This window comes from Massilia litorea (assembly GCF_015101885.1).
GTDB lineage: Bacteria > Pseudomonadota > Gammaproteobacteria > Burkholderiales > Burkholderiaceae_D > Telluria > Telluria litorea.
The window spans coordinates 1,829,791-1,853,519 of record NZ_CP062941.1 but is presented as its reverse complement, the minus strand read 5'-3'; the positions used below and the strand labels follow the sequence as shown (position 1 = coordinate 1,853,519).

The window sequence follows — 23,729 nt, the reverse complement described above, 5'->3', positions numbered from 1 at the left end:
GGGACGAGCATGCTGAGCGACGAAAAAATCGTGGAATCCTGGTCGCGCAACAGCGACCCGTGGGTAGCCGCCGTGCGTGGCCGGGAAATCGCCAGCCGCGCGCTGGTGACCGACGCGGCCATCGTCGACGCCGTGCGCTCCTGCGCGCCGCAGACCGGTGTCGATCTCGGCTGCGGTGAAGGCTGGCTGGTACGTGCCCTGCCGGAAGTAAACATGGTCGGCGTCGACGCGATTGCCGGCCTGGTCGACGCGGCGCGGGCAGCGGGCAGCAGCGGCGGCGTTTTTCAGGTGATGTCGTACGAGGAGATCGCGGCGGGCAAACTGCAACTGGCGGCCGATGTCGCCATCTGCAATTTCTCGCTGATCGGGAAAGAGTCGACGGCCGGTTTGCTGCGCGCCGCGCCGAGTTACCTGCGGCCCGGCGGCACCCTGATCGTGCAGACGGTGCACCCGCTGGTCTCCTGCGGCGACGCGCCCTATGCCGACGGCTGGCGCGCAGGCAGCTGGGCCGGCTTCAGCACCGATTTCACTGATCCCCCGCCCTGGTATTTCCGCACGCTGGAAAGCTGGGTGACCTTGTTCCTCGACAGCGGCCTGCGCCTCACCAGCCTGCGCGAACCGGTGCACCCGGAGACCGGGAAACCGGTGTCGCTCATATTAATGGGACAACTGCCGGGTTAACTACCCGACTGCCGGCGCACCGTAGGGTGGGCTCTCCGAGCCCACGCGGTACGCTCTATGCGAACCTGCAAATTTCCTCGCAAGCGTTAACGGCCTACGGATGCGTTATGCCAACGCATCCGCACAAGCGCGTGGGCTCGAGAGCCCACCCTACGTTACCTCAACGACGATCAGGCCAGCGGATCGATCACGAACGCGGGCATTTTGGCCTTGTCGCGCGCCGCATCCAGGAATTTATCCGCCGTGATCAGCGCCTCATTGATCGTGACGTCCATGTCCAGGTAACGGTAGGTGCCCAGGCGGCCGACGAAAGTCACGTTCGGCTCCTTCTTCGCCAGGTTCACGTACAGCTCGAGCTGCTGCTTGTCGCGCGCCAGGCGGATCGGGTAATACGGGATGTCCTTCTCTTCGCACTGGCGGCTGTATTCCTTGTAGCAGATCGTCTTCTCGTGCTTTTCCCACGGCGAGAAGTGTTTATGTTCGGTGATGCGCGTATACGGCTTTTCGTTGTCGCAGTAGTTGATGACCGCGTTGCCCTGGTAGTCGCCAGTGGCGCGGAAGGTTTCGAAGTCGAGCGTGCGGTACGGCAGGCGGCCTTCGGCGTGCTTGAACCAGGCGTCGATCGGGCCGCTGTAGAAGACGTGTTCGTATTCCGATTTCAGGTCCGGGTCGAAGCGGGTGTTCAGGTGCACGGTCACGCCCGGCACATTGATGATGTTCTCGACCAGCGCGGTATACCCTTCGGCCGGCATTCCCTGGTATTTGTGGCTGAAGTAATTGTCGTCGTAGTTGAAACGGACCGGCAGGCGTTTCAGGATGCTGGCCGGCAGTTCGCTCGGCTCCAGGCCCCACTGCTTGACCGTATAGGTCTTGAAGAAGGCCTCGTACAGCTCGCGGCCGACGAAGCGCAGCGCCTGCTCTTCGAAGGTGGTCGGGTTTTCGATCGACTTGTCGCCCAGCGAAGCGAGGAATTCTTCCGCTTCGGCCGGTCCCATGGTTTTATTGAAGAACTGGTTGATCGTCAGCAGGTTGATCGGCAGCGTGAACACCTGGCCCTTGGTGATGGCCTTGACGCGGTTGACGTAGGGCTTGAACTCGGCGTAGCGGTTCACGAATTCCCAGGCGCGCTCGTTGTCGGTGTGGAAAATGTGCGGACCGTAGACGTGCAGCATGACGCCCGTTTCCGCATCCCGTTCGGAGTGGCAGTTACCTGCGACGTGGGAGCGCGATTCGAACACTTCGACGGTGTAACCTGCCTGGGCAAGCTGGTTGGCAATCACAGCTCCGGAAAATCCAGCGCCGACAATGGCGATTTTCTTGTTCATGTGTCTATATCCCTAACTGTTGATTGATGTTGTCCTGAGGCGCGATCCACCTGCTGACCGGACCGGCGCCGCTAGTGTGTATTTCCGTGTTAACCACGAACGACGGACAAAAACGGTGCCTCGAAGAGGAGGTGCCCAGCGTAAGAGCTATTTTTGTTGCACGCTTTGCACGCACCAGCCGTTCCATTTATTAATACACCGACAATTATATGCCGCGCTTTGCTTTAGCCCCCGTTCGATTGGGAGGGTGCCTGTAGTACTTTTCCGACAAGAAAAAATCTATGCGAGTAGCCCCTACGCCCCGCTTCCGCTGGTTTGACTTGCCGAATGTCCAGTCTTGATCTAACATGTGAACAACTATTCACATGTTGCTGATGAACAAACTCGACAATCCCAACGATGCGATCGACCAGCTGGCGGACCTGTTCCACCTGCTGGGCGATGCGACCCGCCTGCGTATCGTGCTGGCCTGCCTGACGCAGCCGACCTCCGTCGGCGACATTGCCGCCACGCTTGCGTTGTCGAGTTCGCTCGTCAGCCACCACCTGCGCCTGCTGCGCGCGGCGCGCATCCTCAAGGCCGAGCGCCAGGGCAAGCAGGTGTTCTATGCCGCCGCCGACGCCCACATCAGCACCCTGCTTGCCACCATGTTCGAGCACATCGCCGAACCCATCAACGGACTGGACACATGAATCACGACCATCACGATCACGGCCATTCGCATGGCCACCATCACCACCACGCGCCGGTAGCCGGCCACGGGCGTGCCTTCGCGCTGGCGATCGGCGTCAATTCGCTGTTCGTCGCGATCGAGTTCGTCTACGGCTTCATCGCCAACTCGACGGCGCTGATGGCCGACGCCGGCCACAACCTGTCGGACGTGCTGGGACTGGTACTGGCCTGGGGCGCGGCGGTGCTGGCGAAACGCGCGCCGAGCGCGCGCTATACCTATGGCCTGCGCAGCTCCTCGATCCTGGCTGCGCTCGGCAATGCCGTCCTGCTGCTGGTGGCCTGCGGTGCGATTGCCTGGGAAGCCCTGCACCGCTTCACGGCGCCGGCGCCCGTCGCGGGCATGACGGTGTCGGTGGTGGCGGCCATCGGCGTGGCCATCAACGGTTTTTCGGCCTGGCTCTTCATGGCCGGCAGCAAAGGCGACCTGAACATCCGCGGCGCCTACCTGCACATGGCGGCCGACGCGGCCATTTCGCTGGGGGTGGTGGTGTCGGGCCTGGTCATCATGGGCACCGGCTGGACCTGGCTCGACCCGGCCGTCAGCCTGGTCATCGTGCTGGTGATCGTGTACGGCACCTGGTCGCTGCTGCGCGAGTCGCTGCGCCTGGTGATGGCGGCCGTGCCGGACAAGGTCGATGCGGCGGCGATCGGGCGCTTCCTTGCGCATCAGCCCGGTGTGTCGGGCGTGCACGACCTGCACATCTGGGCGATGAGCACGACGGAGACGGCGCTGACCGCCCACCTGGTGATGCCGGGCGGTTACCCGGGCGACGCGGCGATCGATGCGATCGTGGCCAAACTGCACCACGATTTCTCGATCGGGCACTGCACGCTGCAGGTCGAGGAAGGCACCTCGCAGCATCGCTGCGCGCTGGTGGCGTAACATTGAAGGGTGGGCACGGCGTGCCCACCACTCCCGTAATCAGCCAGCCAGATTGGCGAACAGTGCGGTACTCAGATACCGCTCGCCGAAGGATGGGATGATCGTCACGATCATTTTTCCCGCATTCTCCGGCCGCTGCGCCACCTGCATCGCCGCCCACAAGGCGGCGCCGGACGAAATCCCGACCAACAGCCCCTCTTCGCGGGCGGCCGCGCGGGCCGTCTCGAAGGCATTGTCGTTGCTGACGGCGATGACCTCGTCGTAGATCCTGGTGTTCAACACTTCCGGCACGAAGCCGGCGCCGATGCCCTGGATCGGGTGCGGGCCCTTGGTGCCTTTCGACAGGATCGGCGAGGCTTCCGGTTCGACGGCCACCACCTGGAAGCCGGGCTTGCGTTCCTTGATCACCTCGCCGACGCCGGTGATGGTGCCGCCGGTGCCGATGCCGGCCACCAGGATGTCGACTTTGCCGTCGGTGTCGCGCCAGATTTCTTCGGCCGTCGTGCGGCGGTGGACTTCCGGGTTGGCCGGGTTGTTGAATTGTTGCGGCATGAAGGCGCGCGGATCGGCGGCGACGATTTCCTCGGCGCGGCGGATCGCGCCCAGCATGCCCTCGGAGCCTGGCGTGAGCACGAGTTCGGCGCCATAGGCACGCAGCAGCATGCGCCGCTCGTTGCTCATGGTTTCGGGCATGACCAGCTTGCAGCGGTAGCCGCGCGCGGCACAGACCATGGCCAGCGCAATCCCCGTGTTGCCGCTGGTGGGCTCGACGACGACGGTGTCGGGCCCGATCTTGCCGGCCTTTTCCGCCGCCTCGATCATCGCCAGGCCGATGCGGTCCTTGACGCTGTGCGCGGGATTGTAGAACTCGAGCTTGGCAAGGATCTCGGCGCCGCCGGTCGACAGCTTGCGGATCCTGACGAGAGGGGTGTTGCCGATCAGTTCAGTGACATCGTTAGCGATACGCATTTGCCGTTCTCCCGTGACAGTGTTTTGGATTTACTTTACGCCGAGCAGTTCCACATCGAAAATCAGGTCCGTGTCTGGCGGGATCATGCCGCCCGGCGCGCCGCGCTTGCCGTAGGCCAGCTGGCTTGGAATGATCAGGGTGCGCTTGCCGCCGACCTTCATGCCGGCCACGCCCTGCTCCCAGCCCTTGATGACCTGGCCGGCGCCGAGGCGGAACTCGAGCGGGTCGCGGCCGGCGTCGAGCGAGGAGTCGAATTTCTTGCCGCGGCCCGTGCTCGACAAGGGCTTGTGGAACCAGCCGGTGTAGTTGACGCGCACCGTGCTGCCAAGGCTGGCTTCGCGGCCCTTGCCGACCACGCGGTCGACGATCTCGAGCTGGGGACCCGTGGGAGCCGGCGGCACCGGCTGCGCCGCCTGTGCGGCAGCGGCGGCCTGGGCGGCGGCGCCGGCGTCGGTCGGGGCGGCAGCCTGGCCGGCGGCCTGCTGCGAGGTGGCGGCGGCCTGGTCGGCAGCGCTTTGCACGCCCTGCTGGCGCACGGTCGCGGCGGCCTGGTCGGCGGCGGCAGGATTGGCGGGGGCATTTGCCGGGGTGACGGCAGCCGGGTTGCCCTGCTGGGCGTTAGCGGCGGCAGCGGCCGCGAGCAGCACGGCCAATAAAGTGGTACGACGCATCATGAGGGCTCTTTCAATGACAGGATTTCAAGCGATATCCCATGATAGCAAGCCCGGACCGGGATGCACAGCGGCGACTCAGGCGCCGGCGAGCGCCGCCTGCGTGGCCGTCGCGTCGTCCCCGGCATCCGCGTGCGCGGCCGCCTCGGCCATCTTGCGCAGGATGTGGGCCGCCGCGATCATGCCGAAGCTGGCGGTGACCACCATGCTCGATCCGAAGCCGGCGCAATTGAGTCCCGTAATGCTGGACTCGATCTCGCAGGCATCATCCGCCTCCGGGTAGCGCAGCGGCTCCATCGAGAACACGGCATCGATATGGTATTTCTGCTTTTCGCCGCGCGAGAAACCGTACTGCGCGCGCAGGACCTTGCGCACTTTTTTCAGCAGCGGTTCCTGCTCGGTGCGGGCCAGGTCGCGCACCTCGATTTTGGTCGGGTCGAGCTGGCCGCCGGCGCCGCCGCTGGTCAGCAGGGGAATGGCGTGCTCGCGGCAAAACGCGATCAGGGCGGCCTTGGCCTTGACGCTGTCGATGGCGTCGACGACGTAATCAAAACGCTTGCCGCCGATCATCTCTTCGATGTTGTCGGGCTCGATGAAATCCTCGACCAGGTTCACCTTGCAGAACGGATTGATCTGGGCAATGCGGTCGCGCAAGGCCTCGATCTTCGGCTGGCCGATGGTGTCCGTTAAAGCCTGGATCTGGCGGTTGATGTTCGATTCGGCCACGTTGTCGAGGTCGATCAGGGTCAGCTGGCCGACGGCGCTCCTCGCCAGCGCCTCGACGATCCAGGAGCCGACGCCGCCGACGCCGATCACGCAAACGTGCGCCGTTTTAAAACGTTCCAGTGCACGCTCGCCGTAGAGGCGGCCAACGCCGCCGAAGCGGCGCGCAAAGTCGATATCATCGCCGTGCGGCGTTTGGGTGAAAGAGGTGTCGATCGAGTTCATCCGGACATTTTACCGGACCGGTCTTTCGCGTCCGCACTAAAATATCGCTCTGTCAATCAAAAAACTTCCCTCTGTCAAAAATACGCACATGAACGATTTCCTTCCTGACACCGCACCCGGTTTCGACCAGCCGATCGCCGTGCTCAAGCATTGCCACGGCCGCATCCGCAAGCAGTTGAGTACGCTCGAACGGCTCCTGTCGCACCTGCCCGAGCACGGCGCCGACGACGCCGCGCGCCAGGCCGCCGGCGCCGTGCTGAAGTATTTCGACAAGGCCGCGCACCTGCACCATGACGACGAAGAACAGGACCTGATTCCGATGCTGCGCGCGGTGGCGCAAGGGGAAGACGCGGCGACCTTGCAGGCGCTGGCGCCGGTCATCCTGCAGGACCACAAGGAGATGGACGCGCTCTGGCAAGACCTGCACGAGCAGCTGACGGCGATCGCCGATGGCAGCGCCAGCGTGCTGTCGAGCTCAAGCGTGCAACGCTTCGTGCAGCGCTACACCTCCCACATGGAGCGCGAGGAAAGCACGATGGCGCCGATGGCGCTGCGCCTGTTCTCGCCCGCGCAGATGGCGCAGCTGGGCGCGGCGATGCAGCGCCGGCGCGGAGTCAGGCAGGAGCCGGCCACGCCCGCGCCCGCGATCGGCGACGCCGTCGCCGGCTTGCGCAAGGATTACGGCCAGGCCAGCCTGAACGAGGACGAGGTCCTCGAGGACCCGATGCTGCAATTCACGCGCTGGTTCGAGCAGGCCTTGAAAGCGCAAGTCAACGAGCCGAATGCGATGAACGTGGCGACGGTCGACGCCAGCGGCCGGCCGAGTTCGCGCATCGTGCTGGTGAAACAGTTCGACGAGCGCGGCTTCACCTGGTACACCAATTATGACAGCCGGAAAGCTCAGGAATTGCGCGCCAATCCTTATGCAGCACTGCTATTCTTCTGGAGCGAACTTGAACGCCAGGTTCGCATCGAGGGCAGGGTCGAAACGACCTCGGCCGAAGAGAGCGACAAGTATTTCCACAGCAGGCCGTTGAAGAGCCGCCTGTCGGCGATCGCCTCCCAGCAGAGCGCGCCGATCGACAACCGTGCGGCCCTGGAACGGAACTACGAAGCGGTCGCCGCGACAGCGGGCGACGCGCCGGCGCGGCCGTCCAATTGGGGCGGCTTCCGCCTGGTGCCCGAGCGCATCGAGTTCTGGCAAGGGCGCCGCTCGCGTTTCCATGACCGCATCGTCTACGAGCGGCAGGAAGACGGAAGCTGGGCGCGGCAGCGTTTGCAACCGTAAGGACCTGTTTCGGCGGACATCGACACTTCCTGCCGCGACGGGTCCGGCGTCGGCGCTGTGCGGCCGGCGCGCCACCGCCGGAGGAAACCATGTTCACGGAAATGAAGCTCAGCGCCTGGAGTACAGGCGTGCGCAGCAAACTGTCGCTCCCCTTGCGCGTGGAATTGTGGAACGGCGAGCAGTTCGACCTCTCGCCCGATCCCCCGCGCGTCACCATCCGCGTCCCCAGGCCGTCGAGCCTGCGCTACCTGCTCTCCCCCAGCCTGTATAAGCTCGGGGCCGCCTATGTCGAAGGCGAGCTCGAAATCCGCGGACGCGCCGCCGACATGATCCGCATCGGCAGCGAACTGGCGGCCTCGAGCGGCAAGCCCGCGCGCCGAGCCAATCCGCTGCGCCTGCTGTCGCCGCACACGCGCCAGAAGGATGCCGAGGCAATCCGCTACCACTACGACGTCTCCAACGATTTCTACGCCGCCTGGCTCGACCCGAACATGGTGTATTCCTGCGCCTATTTCGAGAACGGCGACGAGGACCTGGCCAGTGCGCAACTGAAAAAGATCGACCACATCCTGCGCAAGATCGACCTGCGCCCGGGCCAGAGCCTGCTCGACATCGGCTGCGGCTGGGGTGCGCTGGCGATCCGGGCGGCGCAGGCCTTCGGCGCGCGCTGCGTCGGCATCACCCTCTCGGAAAACCAGGCGGCCCTGGCGCGCGAACGGGTGGCGCAGGCCGGGCTCGAGAGCCAGGTCGAGATCCGCCTGCAGGACTACCGCGACCTTGACGGCCAGTTCGACCGCATCACCAGCGTCGGCATGTTCGAGCACGTCGGCGTGCAGCATTTGCCGGCCTATTTCGAGAAGATCCAGGGTTTGCTGGCGCCGGGCGGCGTCGTGATGAACCACGGGATCACCACCACCGACGTCGCCGGCCGCGCCACGCCCTATGGCGGCGGCGAATTCATCGACCAATATGTGTTCCCGCAGGGCGAGCTGGCGCACCTGTCGGCCGTGGTGAAGGCGATGCAACAGGGAGGCCTGGAAGTGCGCGACGTCGAAAACCTGCGCCGCCACTACGCGCGCACCTGCGCGCTATGGACCGAGAATTTCGAGAGCCGCTTCGATGCGATCGGCCAGCTGACGGATGCGAAGCACCTGCGCATCTGGCACGTGTATCTTGCCGGCTGCGCCTACGCGTTTGCCCACGACTGGATCAGCCTGTATCAGATCGTGGGGGGTAAGGCGGGGGAAGACCCGGGCCATATTCCCTGGTCGAGACGATATATGTATCCGTAGGTTTCGTAGGGTGGGCACTCCGTGCCCACGCGGACTGCTAGCGGGCCCTACTTCATCCAGTGCGTAAACGTCTTGCGGAACTTCGCCACCTTCGGCGCCACGACAAAGGCGCAATACCCCTGCATCGGATGCTGGGCATAGTAATTCTGGTGATACTCCTCGGCCTTGTACCAGGTCTCGCTCGGCACCAACTGGGTCACGATCGGCGCGTCCCAGACCGCCGCCATCTCCGCGATCACCTGGCGCGCGGTCGCTTCCTGCTCCGGGTTCTCGAAGAAGATCACGGAACGGTATTGCGGGCCGACGTCGTTGCCCTGGCGGTCCTGGGTCGTCGGATCGTGGATGGTGAAGAAGATCTGCAGGATGTCGCGGTAGCTGATGACCGACGGATCGAATTCGAGCCGTACCACCTCGGCGTGTCCGGTGCCGGCGCCGCAGACCTGTTCGTAGGTCGGATTGACGACATGGCCGCCCATGTAGCCCGATTCGACTTTCGTGACGCCGCGCACCTCGAGGTACACGGCCTCGACGCACCAGAAACAGCCGCCGCCCAGAATTGCCACCTCGTGCCGCCCTTGCTCGCTCATTGCATGCCTCGCCATTGTCGTTGTATCGATGCCCCGATGCTAACGCAAAGCGGCACTAAATGCAGGCGCGCCAGCGGGCATGACAGCGGACGAGATGCGCCCCGTGGCGCCGGCCCGCGGGCGGCGGTGGCATAATGAGCGGGAACTTTCCAAGGTACCAATGAACACACGCTCTCCCCGCGCCATCGCGCGCGGTTTCGACTCGGCGCATTTTCGCCAGGCACTGTCGCAATTCGCCACCGGCGTGACCGTGATCACGACGCGGCTTGCCGACGGCAGCTTCCGCGGCCTGACCGCCAGTTCGTTCAATTCGGTCTCGCTCGATCCGCCGCTCGTGCTGTGGAGCCTGGGCGTGGGCGCGAACAGCCTGCCCGTCTTCAGCGGCAACTCGCATTACGTCATCAACATCCTGGCGGCGGGCCAGCAAGACCTGGCCATGCGCTTTTCGCGCCGCACCGAGACCGATCCCTTCGACGGCATCGACTACGAACTCTCGCGTACCGGCCTGCCGATTTTAAAGGGCGCGGCAGCCTGGTTCGAATGCCATAACCGCAGCCGCTATCCGGAAGGCGACCACGTGATCTTCGTCGGCGAAGTCGAGGAATGCGACGTGCAGCCGCAGGCGGGACTGCTGTTTCATGGCGGGCGCTTCGGCACGACCGGCCCGGCCTGAATCGTCGTCTGCCTCACGACAATTATGAAAATGGCTGTCGCAGTTTGAAAAGATGGCCCTGCATCTCCTTCCTATAATGGCCTGGCCCGGCGCGGCAAGCTTGCGCGCTTTCGCCTCCAACAAGAACGAGACCAGGACCATCATGACCAAAGCCGCCTTCCACTGGGACGATCCCCTCCTCCTGAACAGCCAGCTCACCGACGACGAGCGCATGATCCGCGACGCCGCCGCTTCCTATTGCCAGGACAAGCTGCAGCCGCGCATCCTCGAGGCCTTCCGCCACGAGCGCATGGACAATTCCATCTTCCGCGAGATGGGAGAACTGGGCCTGCTCGGCCCGACCATTCCCGAGCAATACGGCGGCCCCGGCCTGAACTATGTCGCCTACGGCCTGATCGCGCGCGAAGTCGAGCGCGTCGACTCGGGCTACCGCTCGATGATGAGCGTGCAATCGTCCCTGGTGATGGTGCCGATCCATGAATTCGGCAACGAGGCAACCAAACAGAAATACCTGCCGAAACTGGCGACCGGCGAATGGATCGGCTGCTTCGGTTTGACCGAGCCGAACCACGGCTCCGATCCAGGCTCGATGGTGACCCGTGCCCGCAAGGTCGAGGGCGGCTATTCGCTCACCGGCAGCAAGATGTGGATCACCAACTCGCCGGTCGCCGACGTGTTCGTCGTCTGGGCCAAGGATGACGAAGGCGCAATCCGGGGCTTCGTGCTCGAAAAGGACTGGAAAGGGTTATCCGCCCCAGCCATCCACGGCAAGTTCGGCCTGCGCGCGTCGGTCACCGGCGAGATCGTCATGGACAACGTGTTCTGCCCGGAAGAAAACGCCTTCCCGGACGTGCGCGGCCTGAAGGGTCCGTTTACCTGCCTGAACTCGGCGCGTTACGGCATCGCCTGGGGCGCGCTCGGCGCCGCCGAGGCCTGCTGGCACACGGCGCGCCAGTACACCCTCGATCGTCACCAGTTCGGCAAGCCGCTGGCGGCGAACCAGCTGGTGCAAAAGAAACTGGCCGACATGCAGACCGAGATCACCCTCGGCCTGCAGGGCTGCCTGCGCCTGGGCCGGATGAAGGACGAGGGCACGGCCGCGGTCGAGATCACCTCGATGATGAAGCGTAACTCCTGCGGTAAATCGCTGGACATCGCCCGTACGGCACGCGACATGCTGGGCGGTAACGGTATCTCGGACGAGTTCGGCATCATCCGCCACATGGTCAACCTGGAAGTCGTGAACACCTATGAGGGGACGCACGACATCCACGCGCTGATCCTGGGCCGCGCACAGACCGGCATCGCCGCCTTTTAAGCAGCCTTTTCCCAGCTGTTGCCCGGCCTGCTACCCAAGCCGGGCAACAGCGCATCCGAGTTCGTATCTTTTTGACAACAGATCAAAGAATGAGCCAATACGGTAACGAATCGACGCAAGTTTCGCGTTACCATGTGTGCTAGATCAAGCATCGCCCTGCTAGTGTTCCACCTACCTCAAGCGCGCGGAACATGCCCCCATCTGGCCACACAGTCTCGACCAATTTGCATTCCCAGGACGCCTCCGCCCTGTCGCTCGATCTATTGTTGAGCAACTTGCCCGGGGTGGTGTATCGCTGCCTGAACGACAGCAGCTGGACCATGATCTTCCTGAGTGCGGGCATCGAAAAGCTGACCGGCTATCCGGCTTCCGCCTTCACCGGCGAGGATGCGATGTCGTATGCCAGCCTGATCCATCCCGACGACCGCGCGAAGGTGTCCGACGACACCAATGCGGCGATCCGCGAACGCCGTCCCTTCCAGCTGAGCTACCGCATCACCACCGCCGCCGGCAAGCTGCGCTGGGCCTGGGAACAGGGAGCGGCCGTGTTCGACGAGCAGGGCAACGTGGAAGCGCTCGAGGGTTTCATTGCCGACATCACGGTCTTGCGGCGCGCCGACCTGCTGGCGCTGGAACAGGCCTCGCTGCTGGACAAGGCACGCGATGCGATCTTCGTGATGGACATGAGTTCGCGCATCACCTACTGGAACAAGGGCGCCGAACGGCTCTACGGCTGGGATGCGAGGGAAGCCGAGGGCCAGCGCATGTCCGACCTGCTGTGCGACGACCACGCGGCCTACAGCGAAGCGTATAAAACCGCGCTCGACGAAGGCGAGTGGGTGGGCGAACTGCACCAGCACCGGCGCGACGGCAGTCCCCTGCATGCCGACACGCGCTGGACCGTGGTGCCGGCCGATCCGGCCTCGGGCATCCCGCAAAAGATCCTGGTCATGAGCACCGACATCAGCGAGCGCAAGAGCAACGAGGCGCGCATCCACCGCCTCGCCTATTTCGACGCCTTGACCGACCTGCCGAACCGCGCCAGCCTGCTCGATCACCTGCGCCGCGCCCTGCTCGGCAGTGCGCGCTCGCGCAAGGTCGGCGCCCTGATGTTCCTCGACCTCGACAATTTCAAGACCCTCAACGATACCCACGGCCACGCGGCCGGCGACATGCTGCTGCAGGCGGTTGCCCGCCGCCTCGAGCACAGCGTGCGCGAGGCCGACATGGTGGCGCGCCTCGGCGGCGACGAGTTCGTGATCCTGGTCCAGCCGGATGAGGAATCGATCGAAACAGCGGCGCACCATGCCGAGACCGTGGCCGCCAAGGTCGTCGCCGCCATGCGCGCGCCCTTCCAGCTCGCCGACTTCATGTATTCGGTGTCGACCAGCATCGGCGTGACGATGATCAGCGGCGCCCTCGACACGGTGGAGTCGGCCCTGAAGCAGGCCGACACCGCCATGTACCAGGCCAAGGCCGCAGGCCGCAACACCTTCCGCTTCTTCGATCCCGACATGCAGGCCAAGTGGACCGCCCGCTCCGAGCTCGAAAGCGGGCTGCGGCGCGCCTTGCGCAACCATGAATTCATGCTGAACTACCAGCCGCAACTCGACGGCGACAGCCGCGTGATCGGCGCCGAGGCGCTCCTGCGCTGGCGCCTGCCGAACGGCGAGATCCTGTATCCGACCGAATTCATCAAGCAGGCCGAAGAGACCAGCCTGATCGTCGACATCGGGCGCTGGGTGCTGGGCACGGCCTGCCTCGAGCTGGCCTCGTGGCAGAGGAATCCCGCCACCCGGCACCTGTCGCTGTCGGTGAACGTGAGTGCGCGCCAGTTCGTCGAGCCCGATTTCGTCGCCATGACCCAGGAAATCCTGGCCGCCACCGGCGTCGATCCGCACGGCCTGAAATTCGAGCTGACCGAAACCCTGGTCGTGACCGATTTCGCACACACGGTCGAGACCATGGAAACCCTGCGCCGCCTCGGCATCACCTTCTCGCTCGACGACTTCGGCACCGGCTACTCGTCGCTGGCCTACCTGCGCAAACTGCCGCTGGACCAGCTGAAAATCGATTATTCCTTCATGCGAGACGTGCTGACCGATCGCAACGACGCCTCGATCGTGCGCTCGATCATTGCCCTCGGCGGCAGCCTGGGCCTGCAGGTGATCGCCGAAGGCGTGGAAACCCAGGGCCAGCGCGAATGGCTGTCCCAGGCCGGCTGCTTCGTCTACCAGGGATATTTATACGAACGCGCCCTCAGTGGCGAGCATTTCGCGCGCTACGCAGCGACGCTGCATTAGCATTCGATAAAACGAAAAAAACCGGCCGGGCTTGCGCCCTGCCGGTTTTTCATTGCGCCGTAACGGCCGCGAATTAAAACGTATATTAAAACTTGTAGCCGACGGCCAGCAGCACGGCGACCGGGTCCAGCTTCATGTGCTGGTTCTGGCCGGTCGAGAAGTGCACGTCGGTGCGCAGGCGGCTCTTGTTGACGGTCACGTCGGCGAACCAGCGCTCGTTGAAGTTCATCGCCACGCCGAGCTGGCCGGTATAGGTGAACTTGTTGTCGATGTTGAAGGTCGTCGGTGCGCCGCCCGGATTGGTGAGCGCCGTCAGCTTGCCCGAACCGCGTTCCTTCATGAAGTAGGCATAGGTGGCGCCAATGCCGACGAACGGACGGAAGGTCGCGTTCGGGGAGAAGAAGCGGTACTGCGCGAACACGGTCGGCGGCAGTGCCTCGACCGTACCCAGCTCGCCGGTACCGGCGATCGAACCGGCGCCGAGGATCCTGTGCTTGTACGGCGTGCCGAGCGCGGTTTCGAGCGAGATGTTGTCGGTGATGCCATAGGCAATGCCGATCACCGGCTGGATGTCGCGCGAGACATCGCCCTTGGTGAACGGCAGGGCCGGTGCCGAGATATCGCCGCTCTCGACTTTCGGGGTCAGCTGGTTGAAGCCGAACTTGGCGGTCCACTGGCCGGCCGACTGGGCCGAAGCGCTCGCGGCGCATGCCAGCGCGGCGGCTGCGATTAGCGTCTTGGCGACGCTATTGAAACGTACTTTCATCATTTCTCCTGAGTTCTTTTTACGACCGGTTGCACCGGCCTGCGGACAGGCAGTGCAACCAGGCTTTTTCTTTGATGATTACAGCCAGCCTTTGACAGCCATATCCTTCAGGACATAGCGCGTGACCAGCCAGTACTCGTACGGAGTCGGGTGGATGTCGTCGGCGAACATGTAGTGGCTTACGTCCGGACCAGACAGGGTCTTGGCGGTGCAGGTCAGCGACGATTCGGTCGTGCAGGCCTTCTGCGCGGTGTTGGTCAGCCCGTAGATGGCCGGGTTGACTACCTGGTCCTTGCTGATCGAATACAGGTCGACGTAGGCGATTTTCGGATCGTTGCCCAGACCGGCCTTCAACTGTGCGTTGAAGGCATCGACCATCGCGCCGATCAGTTGCTGGGTCGATGCCGACTGTGCCTTGCCCGACGGGGTACTGGCGACGTCCGGCAGGTTGTTGACGACCACGTAGTTCGCGCCCTTGGCGACGATTTGCGTCTTTACCAGTGCAGCCAGTTCGGCGCCGGCCTTGCCCAGTTCGGCAACGAGCAGCGGACCTTGCGCGGCGGCGTAGTCGGCACCGGCCTTGGCACCGGCTGCCTGCGCGTCGGTACCGGCTTTGGCGGCGGCGGCTTGCGCGGCTGCAGGATCGGCGCCGAGCTGGATCGCGGCGAGTGCTGCAGCGCCGGCGATTTGCGTCTGGGTACCGCCGGCGGCTGCCGTGGTCTGGACGGCCAGGCCGATGCTTGCCTGCGCGCTAGCCTGATTTGCAGCCGGCACGATGGCGACCAGTCCGCCGATCAGCAGGGTCGGGAACGCCTTCTGGCCGGCAGCGGTGCCGGCAGCGGTGGCGCCTGCGCTCAGCCCGCCCAGCTGCATCAGGACGTCGTTACCGCCGGCCATGATGGTGACCAGTTCGGTGCCGCTGAACTTGCCGCCGGTTTTAGCCAGGTGGTTCGCGACCTGGCTCACCACCGGCAGGGTCATCTCGCCCAGTTCCGGCTTGACGGCGCGGTTGCCAGGGCCGATCGGGTTGGTCACGCGGGCGCCGCCCTGTGCGTAGTTGAAGCAATTCGCGTTGTTGACGATCGGCACGTTGAAGTCGAGCGCCGGATCGGTGCTGTCGGTGCCCTGCAGGCCGGTCTGGGCGGCGCAAGGCGCCGGCAGGCGCAGTTCCGCGGCCAGCACTTCGGTCCAGTTCTTGCCGGTCAGGACAGGGTTCGTGCTGGTGTTGTCACCGTTGATGGTGAACTTGCCGCCACCAGCGACGTTGACTGCGCCCACGTTGTAGCTGCCGACGTCCGACAGGCTGTCGCCGAAGGTCACCTGCTGGGTGAACTTGACCGCATGGGTCTGATCGCCACCACTGCTGCCGGTGCCGCCGCATGCAGCCAGCGCAGCTGCAGTCAGCAGCGCGAGCGCGAAATTCATTTGACGCATTGTGTCTCCTAAGAGGATAAGATATTTTTCTGTGAAACGAACGCTCGTGCTATTCGCATCCCGAACTAATATGCCAGTGTTCTTTCCGCTTGTATAGAAATTTTGATTGTCATGGCGTCAACCAAAGCCGACAAGGCAGAAGCCCGGCAGGGTGCGCCGATTATAACAAGCATTGCCAAGAGCAATATCTCAAAAGGTAAGCAGAGGCAGGAATGCAACGTTATAGAGAACGAATATGCCAATCGCATGGCGAACCGAGGCAAGCATTGCCCCGGCTTGCCTTTGTTATACGCCTGCGTCGCGGTTGAGCAGGCCGTGCACGATTCCGGTCGAGCCGTGCGCAGCGCGGCGCAGGCGGTCGTTGACGCCGAGCCAGGCGCCGTCTTGCGGCGGCGCCTCGACCAGGATCAGGTCGGCGCCCTGCCCGTCCATCGCGCGCAGCGCCGCATAAAGGGCGTGCGCAAAGCCTTCCGGGGTGGCCGGCAGGCGGATGGCGGCGTGCGCCGTCCAGAGGTCGGAATAATGGATCAGGGCGAGCTTGCGGCCCGCTTCTTCCATCTGCCCCAGGGTTTGCACCAGCGTCACGGTATCCTGCATCGCCACCGGCGTGTGCGGCGCGTAATGCGACTCCAGCGTGCCCGAGGCGCGCGGCGCGGCGACGTCCGGCGCGGCAGGCAGCTGATCGATCACGGCGGCGATCGCCTCCGCGCTCACATGGCCCGGACGCAGCAGCACCGGACCGTGGGTGGCCAGGCGGGATAAATCGACGATGGTCGATTCGATGCCGACCTGCGAGGCGCCGCCGTCGAGCACCATCGCGACCGACCCGTCGGCGCCGAATTCGTCGCGCACGTGTTCTGCGAGCGTGGGGCTGACGTGGCCGAATTTATTGGCGGACGGCGCCGCGACGCCGCCCTGCCCGCCCTTGAAAGCGCGCAACAAGGCGATCGCCACCGGATGCGAGGGGCAGCGCAGCCCGACCGTATCCTGGCCGCCGCTGACCGCGTCCGGAATGTTCGGCGCGCGCTTTAAAATCATCGTCAGCGGACCAGGCCAGAAGGCGTTCGCCAGGGCATGCGCCTCGGGCGGGATGTCACAGGCCCAGTGCGCCATCTCCGCTTCCGGCGCCAGGTGCACGATCACAGGGTGGTCCTGCGGGCGGCCCTTGGCGGCATAGATGGCGGCGACCGCCGCCGGATTCTCCGCGTCCGCGCCGAGGCCGTAGACGGTCTCGGTCGGGAAAGCCACGAGTTGCCCCGCCTCGAGCGCACGCGCGGCCGCTTCGATGGCGGCCGGATCGAGTTCCTGCAGGCTCACGGTGCGATTCCCAGGATGGCGCAGGCAGCCAGCAATTGCGCCGAGGCCTCGGCCAGGGTCGGCGCGACGAAGGTCACGTGGCCCATCTTGCGGCCGCGGCGCGGATCGTCCTTGCCGTACAGGTGCAAGAAGGCGCCCGGCAGCGCCAGCACGCGGTCCCAGGCGGGTTCGCGCACCTGGTCGCCCTCGAACCAGACATCGCCCAGGATGTTGAGCATGACGGCGGGCGAATGCTGGCGGACATCGCCCAGCGGCAGCTTCGCCATCGCCCGCACCTGCTGGGCGAACTGGCTGGTGACGCAGGCGTCGATCGTGTAGTGCCCGCTGTTGTGCGGACGCGGGGCCATTTCGTTGACGACCAGCGAGCCGTCCTCCAGCACGAAGAACTCGATGCACAGCACGCCGACATAGCCGAGCTGGGCGACGATGGCGCGCGCCGCATCCTGAGCGCGTTGCGCGCACTCGGCCGTCACATTCGGTCCCGGCACGGTGGTCGTGAACAGGATGCCGTCGCGGTGCACGTTCTCGGCGATCGGATAGACGACCGATTGCCCGTCCGCACCGCGCGCCGTCAGCACCGACACCTCATAGGCCAGCGGCAGCATTTTCTCGAGCAGGCAGGTCACACCGTTCATGGCCGCGAAGGCCGCGCGCACGTCCTCGCGGGTTTTGACGCGCACTTGTCCCTTGCCGTCATAGCCCATGCGCACCGTTTTCAGGATGCCCGGCAGCAGCGCATCGTCGATGGCGTCGATGTCTTCATTGGAGGCGATCACCTTGTGCGGCGCCGGCATCACGCCGGACAGCGGCGCGCACTCGACGAAGAACCGTTTCTCCAGCACCCGGTCCTGGGCGATCGAGACGCAGCTGCCGGCGGGCGCAACAAAACTGCCGTGCGCCAGCAGGTTCATGCTGTCGGCCGGGACGTTCTCGAACTCGGTCGTCACGGCCGCGCAGAGGGCGGACAACTGGCCGAGGGCGATGCTGTCGGTGTAATCGGCGTTGATCAGGCGCTCGGCAACCTCGCCGGCAGGGCAATGCACGGCCGGTTCCAGCACGGCGACTTTAAAACCCATGGCCTGGGCGGCGTGGGCGAACATGCGGCCGAGCTGGCCGCCGCCCATCACGCCGAGCCAGGTGGGCGGATTGGCGCTGGGCAGGAAGGCGCCTCCCTGCGATTGACTCTTGTTACTCATGGTTTTTACTCACTGCGCCTTCACACGGGCAAGGTCATCGCCTTGGCGACGGCGGTCTGGTCCAGGCGGAACTGTTCCAGCTGCGCAGCCAGGGCATCGTCATTCGCGGCCAGCAGCGCGACCGCCGTCAGCGCGGCATTTGCGGCGCCGGCTTCGCCGATGGCAAAGGTCGCCACCGGCACGCCTTTCGGCATCTGCACGATCGACAGCAGCGAATCCTCGCCGCGCAGGTATTTGGACGGCACCGGCACGCCGAGCACCGGCACGATGGTTTTGGCGGCAATCATGCCCGGCAGGTGGGCCGCGCCCCCGGCGCCGGCGATGATCGCGCGCAGGCCGCGCGCACGGGCGGTCTCGGCATAGCTAAACATCTCGTCCGGCATGCGGTGCGCCGAAATCACCTGCGCCTCGAAGGGCACGCCGAACTGTTTCAGTATGTCGACCGCGTTCTTCATCACGTCCCAGTCGGACGAGGAACCCATCACGACGCCGACCAAAGGTTTCACTTCATTACTCATCTCAGGCCTTCAGCTTTTCGCCGGTCAGGCGTTCGATGGCTTCGAAGTACTTGGCCTGGGTTTTATCGATCACGTCCTGCGGCAGCGGCGGGGCCGGCGGGGTCTTCTTCCACTCGGTCAGCGTTTCGAGGTAGTCGCGCACGAACTGTTTATCGAAAGACGGCGGCGACATGCCCGGCGCGTAGGAGTCGGCAGGCCAGAAGCGCGACGAGTCGGCCGTCAGCACTTCGTCCATCAGGTGCATCACGCCGTTGTCGTCGAGGCCGAATTCGAATTTGGTGTCGGCGATGATGATGCCGCGCGTGGCCGCGTATTCCGATGCCGCCGTGTACAAGGCGATCGAGACGTCGCGCATTTTGGCGGCCAGTTCAGGACCGATGCGGCTTTCCATGTCGGCGAACGAGATGTTCTCGTCGTGCTCGCCGAGGTCGGCTTTCGCGGCCGGCGTAAAGATCGGCTGCGGCAGCTTCTCGGCCTGGCGCAAGCCCTGCGGCAGTTCGATGCCGCAGATGGAACCGCTTTGCTGATAGTCCTTCCAGCCGGAACCGATGATGTAGCCGCGCACGACCGCCTCGACCAGGATCGGTTTGAGACGCTTGGCAACGACCGCACGGCCGCGCACCTGCTCGACTTCGTCAGGCGCCACGACGCTTTCCGGAGCAATGCCGGTCAGGTGATTCGGCACGATGTGGCCGAGCTTGTCGAACCAGAAATCGCTCATCTGGTTCAGCACCATGCCCTTGCCCGGGATCGGCTCGTTCATGACGACGTCGAAGGCGGACAGGCGGTCGGTGGTGACGATCAGGATCTTGTCGTCGCCAACGGCGTAGTTGTCGCGCACTTTGCCGACGCCCAGCAGTGGCAGGGACTTGATCGTGGTTTTATAGAGGCTGTTCATGGGAGGAGTATCAGAGAAACGGACTCGGCGAGACCGATGAAAAGGGCGCGCCGTTAAGAAACACGGGCTGCCGCAGCAGCCCGTTACACGGTCTTGATTATTTGACGACTTGCGCGAGCTCGCCGGCCTTGTAGCGCTCGGCCATTTTTTCCAGCGGGATCGGCTTGATCTTCGACGCCTGGCCTTCGCAGCCGAAGGAGAGGTAACGCGCCTTGCAGATCTCGGTCGCCGCTTCGCGCGCAGGCTTCAAATAGTCGCGCGGGTCGAACTTCGACGGGTTCTGGAACATGTATTTGCGGATCGCGGCCGTCATCGCCAGGCGGATGTCGGTGTCGATGTTGATCTTGCGAACGCCGTGCTTGATGCCTTCCTGGATCTCTTCGACCGGGACACCGTAGGTTTCCTTCATGTCGCCGCCGAATTCGCGGATGATCGCCAGCAGCTCCTGCGGCACCGACGACGAACCGTGCATCACCAGGTGGGTGTTCGGGATGCGTGCGTGGATTTCCTTGATGCGGTCGATCGCGAGGATGTCGCCGGTCGGCTTGCGGGTAAATTTGTAGGCGCCGTGCGAGGTGCCGATGGCGATCGCCAGCGCGTCGCACTGGGTTTTCGCCACGAAGTCGGCCGCTTGCGCGACGTCGGTCAGCAGCTGCTCGCGGGTCATGGTGCCGTCGGCGCCATGGCCGTCTTCCTTGTCGCCCTTCATCGTTTCCAGCGAACCGAGCACGCCCAGTTCCGCTTCGACGGTCACGCCGATCGAGTGCGCGAATTTCACGACTTCGCGCGAGACTTCGACGTTGTAGTCGTAGGAGGCGACGCTCTTGCCGTCGGCTTCCAGCGAGCCGTCCATCATCACGGAACTGAAGCCCGAACGGATCGCAGCCATGCAGACTGCCGGCGACTGGCCGTGGTCCTGGTGCATGACGACCGGGATGTGCGGGTAGGCTTCGACGGCGGCGTCGATCAGGTGGCGCAGGAAAGCTTCGCCGGCATATTTGCGGGCGCCGGCCGAAGCCTGCATGATGACCGGACTGTTGGTGGCGTCGGCCGCGGCCATGATGGCCTGCACCTGTTCCAGGTTGTTGACGTTGAACGCCGGCAGGCCATAGCCGTTTTCAGCAGCATGGTCCAGCAGTTGACGCAGGGATACGAGTGCCATGGTAGTACTCCAAACAATAAGAAATCAGTATACGAACTTCGACAAGGAAGCCGCCATTTAATCTTTATAAGTGTCGCCCACGCGCACGATCTTGAGGGCGTTGGTGCCGCCGGCTTCGCCCATCGGCGAACCCCAGGTCACGACGATGGTGTCGCCCTTCTTGACCATGCCCTCGCTCATCAGGAGCTCTTCCGCCTTGCGCAGCACGGCGTGGCTGCCGCCTTCCTGCTGCAAGTAGAAAGCTTGCACATTCCGGTACAGCGAAGCTTTGCGCTGCGTCGTTTGTGACGGGGTCAGGGCGAAAATCGGGGTATCGATGCTGTGACGGCTCATCCACAGGGCGGTCGAACCCGACTCGGTCAGGGCGACGATCGCTTTCACTTCCAGGTGATGGGCGGTGAACAAGGTGGCGTAGGCAATCGATTGGTCGATGCGCGTAAACGTCACGTTCAGGAAGTCGGCGTCCTGCTTGTTGTATTCGGATTGTTCCGCTTCGGCGCAGACGGCGGCCATCATCTCGACGGTCTCGATCGGGTACTTGCCCGATGCCGTTTCGGCCGAGGTCATCACGGCGTCGGTGCCGTCCAGCACGGCATTCGCCACGTCCGACACTTCGGCGCGGGTCGGTACGGCGTTGACGATCATCGACTCCATCATCTGGGTCGCGGTGATCGCCAGTTTATTCGAAGCACGCGCCATGCGAATCATGCGCTTTTGCAGCGCCGGCACCGCGGCATTGCCCACCTCGACCGCGAGGTCGCCGCGCGCGACCATGATGCCGTCGGAGGCGTCGAGGATTTCCTGCAGCACGGGAATCGCTTCGGCGCGCTCGATCTTGGCGATCATCAGCGGCTTGTGGTGATAGGGTTCGCCGGCGATGTTCGCCAGCTGGCGCGCCATTTCCATATCGGTCGCGCTCTTCGGGAAGGAGATCGCCAGATAGTCGGCCTGGAAGCTCATCGCGGTCTTGATGTCTTCCATGTCCTTGGCGGTCAGCGCCGGCGCGGTCAGGCCGCCGCCCTGGCGGTTGATGCCCTTGTTGTTGGACAGCTCGCCGCCGACCTTGACGGTGGTGCAGATCTCGTGGCCGACGACCTTGTCGACGACCAGCACGATCAGGCCGTCGTTGAGCAGCAGCTTGTCGCCCGGCTTCACGTCGCGCGGCAGCGCCTTGTAGTCGAGGCCGACGCGTTCCTGGTTGCCCAGCTCGCCGTTCTCTCCCCATTTCGCGTCGAGCACGAACTTGTCGCCGTTGGCCAGTTCGATCTTGCCGTTCTCAAACTTGCCGACGCGGATCTTCGGCCCCTGCATGTCGGCCATGATCGCCACTTCGCGACCGCATTCGGCCGCCGCGCGGCGTACCAGCGCGGCGCGGTCGATGTGGTCTTGCGCCTTGCCGTGCGAGAAGTTCAGGCGCACGACGTCGACGCCGGCGCGGATCATTTTGACGAGGATGTCGAAGTCGGTCGAGGCCGGTCCGATGGTAGCGACGATCTTGGTGCCACGGTACATGAGCTGTCCTTTTAAAAAACAAAGCGCAGCCTGGGCTGCGCCGACATTACTGCGCGCTGCGCTGCAGGAGGATCTCGACCGCAGGCAGGGTCTTGCCTTCGAGGAACTCGAGGAAGGCACCGCCGCCGGTGGAGATATAGCCGATCTTGTCGCCGATGTTGTATTTGGCGATTGCCGCCAGGGTGTCGCCACCGCCGGCAATCGAGAAGCCTTTCGAATCCGCAATCGCCATGGCCAAGGTCTTCGTGCCTTCGGCGAACTGGTCGAATTCGAACACGCCGACCGGACCGTTCCAGACGATGGTACCAGCCTTGGCAACCTGTTCCGCCAGCATCGTCGCCGTCTTCGGGCCGATGTCGAGGATCATGTCGTCGTCGCCGACATCGGCCACGTCCTTCACGGTCGCAGCGGCGGTCGGCGAGAACTCTTTCGCACAGACCACGTCCACGGGAATCGGCACCGAGGCGCCGCGCGCGCTCATCATCTCGATGATCTGCTTCGCTTCGCCCACCAGGTCGTTTTCGACGAGCGACTTGCCGATGTTCAGGCCGACGGCCTTCATGAAGGTGTTGGCGATGCCGCCGCCGACGATCAGGTTGTCCACTTTGCCGGCCAGGCTTTGCAGGATCGAGAGCTTGCTCGACACTTTCGAGCCGGCGACGATCGCCAACAACGGACGGGCCGGCTGGCCCAGGGCTTTACCGAGCGCGTCGAGTTCGGCGGCCAGCAGCGGGCCGGCGCACACTACCGGTGCGAATTTCGCGATGCCGTGGGTGGTCGCTTCGGCGCGATGGGCGGTGCCGAAGGCATCGTTCACGTAGACGTCGCAGAGTTTCGCCATCTTCTGGGCCAGCTCGTCGCTGTTCTTCTTTTCACCCTTGTTGACGCGGCAGTTTTCCAGCAGCACAACCTGTCCCGGTGCGACATCGACGCCATCGACCCAATTCTGTTTCAGTTCCACCGGCTGGCCGAGCAGTTCGGAGAGGCGCACGGCGACCGGCGCCAGCGTGTCTTCCGGCTTGAATTCGCCCTCGGTCGGACGGCCCAGGTGGGAAGTCACCATGACGGCGGCGCCGGCTTTTACGGCAGCCTGGATGGCGGGGACGGAGGCACGGATGCGCGTGTCTTCGGTGATATTGCCGTTGTCATCCTGCGGCACATTCAGGTCGGCACGGATGAAAACGCGCTTGTTTTTCAGCGCGTCGCGATCGATCAGGTCTTGCAAGCGGGTGAAACTGAGAACGGCGTCCATGTC

Annotated in this window: 22 protein-coding genes; 8 read left to right on the top strand and 14 right to left on the bottom strand. The window is 64.2% G+C overall.

The window, feature by feature from the left end; genetic code table 11:
- Positions 1-9: 9 nt before the first annotated feature.
- Positions 10-681 carry a class I SAM-dependent methyltransferase gene (locus LPB04_RS08265; RefSeq protein ID WP_193688219.1) on the top strand — a complete coding sequence of 224 codons (672 nt, stop codon included), beginning with the start codon at positions 10-12 and terminating at the stop codon, positions 679-681.
- A gap of 170 nt (positions 682-851) precedes the next feature.
- Here the strand turns inward: LPB04_RS08265 and glf are convergent, their stop codons facing one another.
- Positions 852-2,006 carry a UDP-galactopyranose mutase gene (gene glf / locus LPB04_RS08260; RefSeq protein ID WP_193688218.1) on the bottom strand — a complete coding sequence of 385 codons (1,155 nt, stop codon included), beginning with the start codon at positions 2,004-2,006 and terminating at the stop codon, positions 852-854.
- A 374-nt stretch (positions 2,007-2,380) separates the two neighbouring features.
- On the opposite strand from glf, the gene LPB04_RS08255 reads away from it, so the two are divergent.
- A complete protein-coding gene (locus LPB04_RS08255; protein WP_407943886.1) occupies positions 2,381-2,698 on the top strand; it encodes an ArsR/SmtB family transcription factor in 318 nt (105 codons plus the stop codon).
- Positions 2,695-3,621: a cation diffusion facilitator family transporter gene (locus tag LPB04_RS08250; protein ID WP_193688216.1), complete on the top strand. Its 927-nt coding sequence runs from the start codon at positions 2,695-2,697 to the stop codon at positions 3,619-3,621. The genes LPB04_RS08255 and LPB04_RS08250 overlap by 4 nt, the downstream gene beginning before the upstream one ends.
- A gap of 39 nt (positions 3,622-3,660) precedes the next feature.
- Here LPB04_RS08250 and cysK read toward each other — a convergent pair whose 3' ends face one another.
- From cysK to tcdA, 3 genes are all read right to left on the bottom strand, one after another.
- Positions 3,661-4,590: a cysteine synthase A gene (gene cysK / locus LPB04_RS08245; protein WP_193688215.1), complete on the bottom strand. Its 930-nt coding sequence runs from the start codon at positions 4,588-4,590 to the stop codon at positions 3,661-3,663.
- Between the two features lie 30 nt (positions 4,591-4,620).
- Entirely contained in the window at positions 4,621-5,265 is a 645-nt protein-coding gene (locus LPB04_RS24355; protein ID WP_307727399.1) for an FKBP-type peptidyl-prolyl cis-trans isomerase, read from the bottom strand.
- 75 nt (positions 5,266-5,340) lie between these two features.
- Positions 5,341-6,210, bottom strand: a complete 870-nt coding sequence (tcdA, locus tag LPB04_RS08235; RefSeq protein ID WP_193688214.1) for a tRNA cyclic N6-threonylcarbamoyladenosine(37) synthase TcdA — start codon at positions 6,208-6,210, stop codon at positions 5,341-5,343.
- Between the two features lie 88 nt (positions 6,211-6,298).
- Here tcdA and pdxH point away from each other — a divergent pair, with 88 nt between their 5' ends.
- Both pdxH and LPB04_RS08225 read left to right on the top strand, forming a co-directional pair.
- Entirely contained in the window at positions 6,299-7,498 is a 1,200-nt protein-coding gene (gene pdxH / locus LPB04_RS08230) for a pyridoxamine 5'-phosphate oxidase (RefSeq protein WP_193688213.1), read from the top strand.
- Positions 7,499-7,587: 89 nt separating this feature from the next.
- Positions 7,588-8,790: an SAM-dependent methyltransferase gene (locus LPB04_RS08225; protein WP_193688212.1), complete on the top strand. Its 1,203-nt coding sequence runs from the start codon at positions 7,588-7,590 to the stop codon at positions 8,788-8,790.
- A gap of 47 nt (positions 8,791-8,837) precedes the next feature.
- On the opposite strand, the gene msrA is transcribed toward LPB04_RS08225, so the two are convergent.
- Positions 8,838-9,377, bottom strand: coding sequence for a peptide-methionine (S)-S-oxide reductase MsrA (gene msrA, locus LPB04_RS08220; protein ID WP_193688211.1), 540 nt, complete (start codon positions 9,375-9,377; stop codon positions 8,838-8,840).
- Positions 9,378-9,537: 160 nt separating this feature from the next.
- Between msrA and LPB04_RS08215 the strand changes: the two genes are divergently transcribed.
- The 3 genes from LPB04_RS08215 to LPB04_RS08205 all read left to right on the top strand — a co-directional run bounded on the left by LPB04_RS08215 (position 9,538) and on the right by LPB04_RS08205 (position 13,671).
- Positions 9,538-10,050, top strand: a complete 513-nt coding sequence (locus tag LPB04_RS08215; protein ID WP_193688210.1) for a flavin reductase family protein — start codon at positions 9,538-9,540, stop codon at positions 10,048-10,050.
- Positions 10,051-10,192: 142 nt separating this feature from the next.
- Entirely contained in the window at positions 10,193-11,368 is a 1,176-nt protein-coding gene (locus tag LPB04_RS08210; RefSeq protein WP_193685624.1) for an acyl-CoA dehydrogenase, read from the top strand.
- A gap of 191 nt (positions 11,369-11,559) precedes the next feature.
- A complete protein-coding gene (locus LPB04_RS08205; RefSeq protein WP_227496663.1) occupies positions 11,560-13,671 on the top strand; it encodes a putative bifunctional diguanylate cyclase/phosphodiesterase in 2,112 nt (703 codons plus the stop codon).
- Positions 13,672-13,756: 85 nt separating this feature from the next.
- Here the strand turns inward: LPB04_RS08205 and LPB04_RS08200 are convergent, their stop codons facing one another.
- The 9 genes from LPB04_RS08200 to LPB04_RS08160 form a co-directional block, all read right to left on the bottom strand.
- A complete protein-coding gene (locus LPB04_RS08200; protein WP_307727398.1) occupies positions 13,757-14,440 on the bottom strand; it encodes an OmpW/AlkL family protein in 684 nt (227 codons plus the stop codon).
- 75 nt (positions 14,441-14,515) lie between these two features.
- Entirely contained in the window at positions 14,516-15,871 is a 1,356-nt protein-coding gene (locus tag LPB04_RS08195; protein ID WP_193688209.1) for an SGNH/GDSL hydrolase family protein, read from the bottom strand.
- A 285-nt stretch (positions 15,872-16,156) separates the two neighbouring features.
- A complete protein-coding gene (locus tag LPB04_RS08190; protein ID WP_193688208.1) occupies positions 16,157-17,188 on the bottom strand; it encodes an L-threonylcarbamoyladenylate synthase in 1,032 nt (343 codons plus the stop codon).
- Positions 17,185-18,384 carry a 5-(carboxyamino)imidazole ribonucleotide synthase gene (locus LPB04_RS08185; RefSeq protein ID WP_193688207.1) on the bottom strand — a complete coding sequence of 400 codons (1,200 nt, stop codon included), beginning with the start codon at positions 18,382-18,384 and terminating at the stop codon, positions 17,185-17,187. The genes LPB04_RS08190 and LPB04_RS08185 overlap by 4 nt, the downstream gene beginning before the upstream one ends.
- 20 nt (positions 18,385-18,404) lie before the next feature.
- On the bottom strand, positions 18,405-18,902 hold the full coding sequence (gene purE / locus LPB04_RS08180; RefSeq protein ID WP_193688206.1) for a 5-(carboxyamino)imidazole ribonucleotide mutase: 498 nt from the start codon (positions 18,900-18,902) through the stop codon (positions 18,405-18,407).
- A 1-nt stretch (position 18,903) separates the two neighbouring features.
- Positions 18,904-19,800 carry a phosphoribosylaminoimidazolesuccinocarboxamide synthase gene (locus LPB04_RS08175; RefSeq protein ID WP_193688205.1) on the bottom strand — a complete coding sequence of 299 codons (897 nt, stop codon included), beginning with the start codon at positions 19,798-19,800 and terminating at the stop codon, positions 18,904-18,906.
- Between the two features lie 97 nt (positions 19,801-19,897).
- Positions 19,898-20,962 carry a class II fructose-bisphosphate aldolase gene (gene fba / locus LPB04_RS08170; RefSeq protein ID WP_193688204.1) on the bottom strand — a complete coding sequence of 355 codons (1,065 nt, stop codon included), beginning with the start codon at positions 20,960-20,962 and terminating at the stop codon, positions 19,898-19,900.
- Positions 20,963-21,019: 57 nt separating this feature from the next.
- Positions 21,020-22,474, bottom strand: coding sequence for a pyruvate kinase (pyk, locus tag LPB04_RS08165; RefSeq protein WP_193688203.1), 1,455 nt, complete (start codon positions 22,472-22,474; stop codon positions 21,020-21,022).
- A gap of 46 nt (positions 22,475-22,520) precedes the next feature.
- Complete coding sequence (locus tag LPB04_RS08160) at positions 22,521-23,726, bottom strand: phosphoglycerate kinase (RefSeq protein ID WP_227496662.1); 1,206 nt, start codon at positions 23,724-23,726, stop codon at positions 22,521-22,523.
- Positions 23,727-23,729 lie beyond the last annotated feature (3 nt).

Excerpts from the sequence above, each read along its gene's own strand:
- LPB04_RS08210 (WP_193685624.1), top strand. The coding sequence starts at position 10,193 with ATGACCAAAGCCGCCTTCCACTGGGACGATCCCCTCCTCCTGAACAGC.
- LPB04_RS08250 (WP_193688216.1), top strand. The coding sequence starts at position 2,695 with ATGAATCACGACCATCACGATCACGGCCATTCGCATGGCCACCATCAC.
- pyk (WP_193688203.1), bottom strand. The coding sequence starts at position 22,474 with ATGTACCGTGGCACCAAGATCGTCGCTACCATCGGACCGGCCTCGACC.
- LPB04_RS08225 (WP_193688212.1), top strand. The coding sequence starts at position 7,588 with ATGTTCACGGAAATGAAGCTCAGCGCCTGGAGTACAGGCGTGCGCAGC.
- LPB04_RS08255 (WP_407943886.1), top strand. The coding sequence starts at position 2,381 with ATGAACAAACTCGACAATCCCAACGATGCGATCGACCAGCTGGCGGAC.
- LPB04_RS08200 (WP_307727398.1), bottom strand. The coding sequence starts at position 14,440 with ATGATGAAAGTACGTTTCAATAGCGTCGCCAAGACGCTAATCGCAGCC.
- fba (WP_193688204.1), bottom strand. The coding sequence starts at position 20,962 with ATGGCACTCGTATCCCTGCGTCAACTGCTGGACCATGCTGCTGAAAAC.
- LPB04_RS08195 (WP_193688209.1), bottom strand. The coding sequence starts at position 15,871 with ATGCGTCAAATGAATTTCGCGCTCGCGCTGCTGACTGCAGCTGCGCTG.
- purE (WP_193688206.1), bottom strand. The coding sequence starts at position 18,902 with ATGAGTAATGAAGTGAAACCTTTGGTCGGCGTCGTGATGGGTTCCTCG.
- LPB04_RS08185 (WP_193688207.1), bottom strand. The coding sequence starts at position 18,384 with ATGAGTAACAAGAGTCAATCGCAGGGAGGCGCCTTCCTGCCCAGCGCC.
- LPB04_RS08205 (WP_227496663.1), top strand. The coding sequence starts at position 11,560 with ATGCCCCCATCTGGCCACACAGTCTCGACCAATTTGCATTCCCAGGAC.
- msrA (WP_193688211.1), bottom strand. The coding sequence starts at position 9,377 with ATGAGCGAGCAAGGGCGGCACGAGGTGGCAATTCTGGGCGGCGGCTGT.
- tcdA (WP_193688214.1), bottom strand. The coding sequence starts at position 6,210 with ATGAACTCGATCGACACCTCTTTCACCCAAACGCCGCACGGCGATGAT.
- pdxH (WP_193688213.1), top strand. The coding sequence starts at position 6,299 with ATGAACGATTTCCTTCCTGACACCGCACCCGGTTTCGACCAGCCGATC.
- glf (WP_193688218.1), bottom strand. The coding sequence starts at position 2,006 with ATGAACAAGAAAATCGCCATTGTCGGCGCTGGATTTTCCGGAGCTGTG.
- LPB04_RS08215 (WP_193688210.1), top strand. The coding sequence starts at position 9,538 with ATGAACACACGCTCTCCCCGCGCCATCGCGCGCGGTTTCGACTCGGCG.
- LPB04_RS08265 (WP_193688219.1), top strand. The coding sequence starts at position 10 with ATGCTGAGCGACGAAAAAATCGTGGAATCCTGGTCGCGCAACAGCGAC.
- LPB04_RS24355 (WP_307727399.1), bottom strand. The coding sequence starts at position 5,265 with ATGATGCGTCGTACCACTTTATTGGCCGTGCTGCTCGCGGCCGCTGCC.
- LPB04_RS08160 (WP_227496662.1), bottom strand. The coding sequence starts at position 23,726 with ATGGACGCCGTTCTCAGTTTCACCCGCTTGCAAGACCTGATCGATCGC.
- LPB04_RS08175 (WP_193688205.1), bottom strand. The coding sequence starts at position 19,800 with ATGAACAGCCTCTATAAAACCACGATCAAGTCCCTGCCACTGCTGGGC.
- cysK (WP_193688215.1), bottom strand. The coding sequence starts at position 4,590 with ATGCGTATCGCTAACGATGTCACTGAACTGATCGGCAACACCCCTCTC.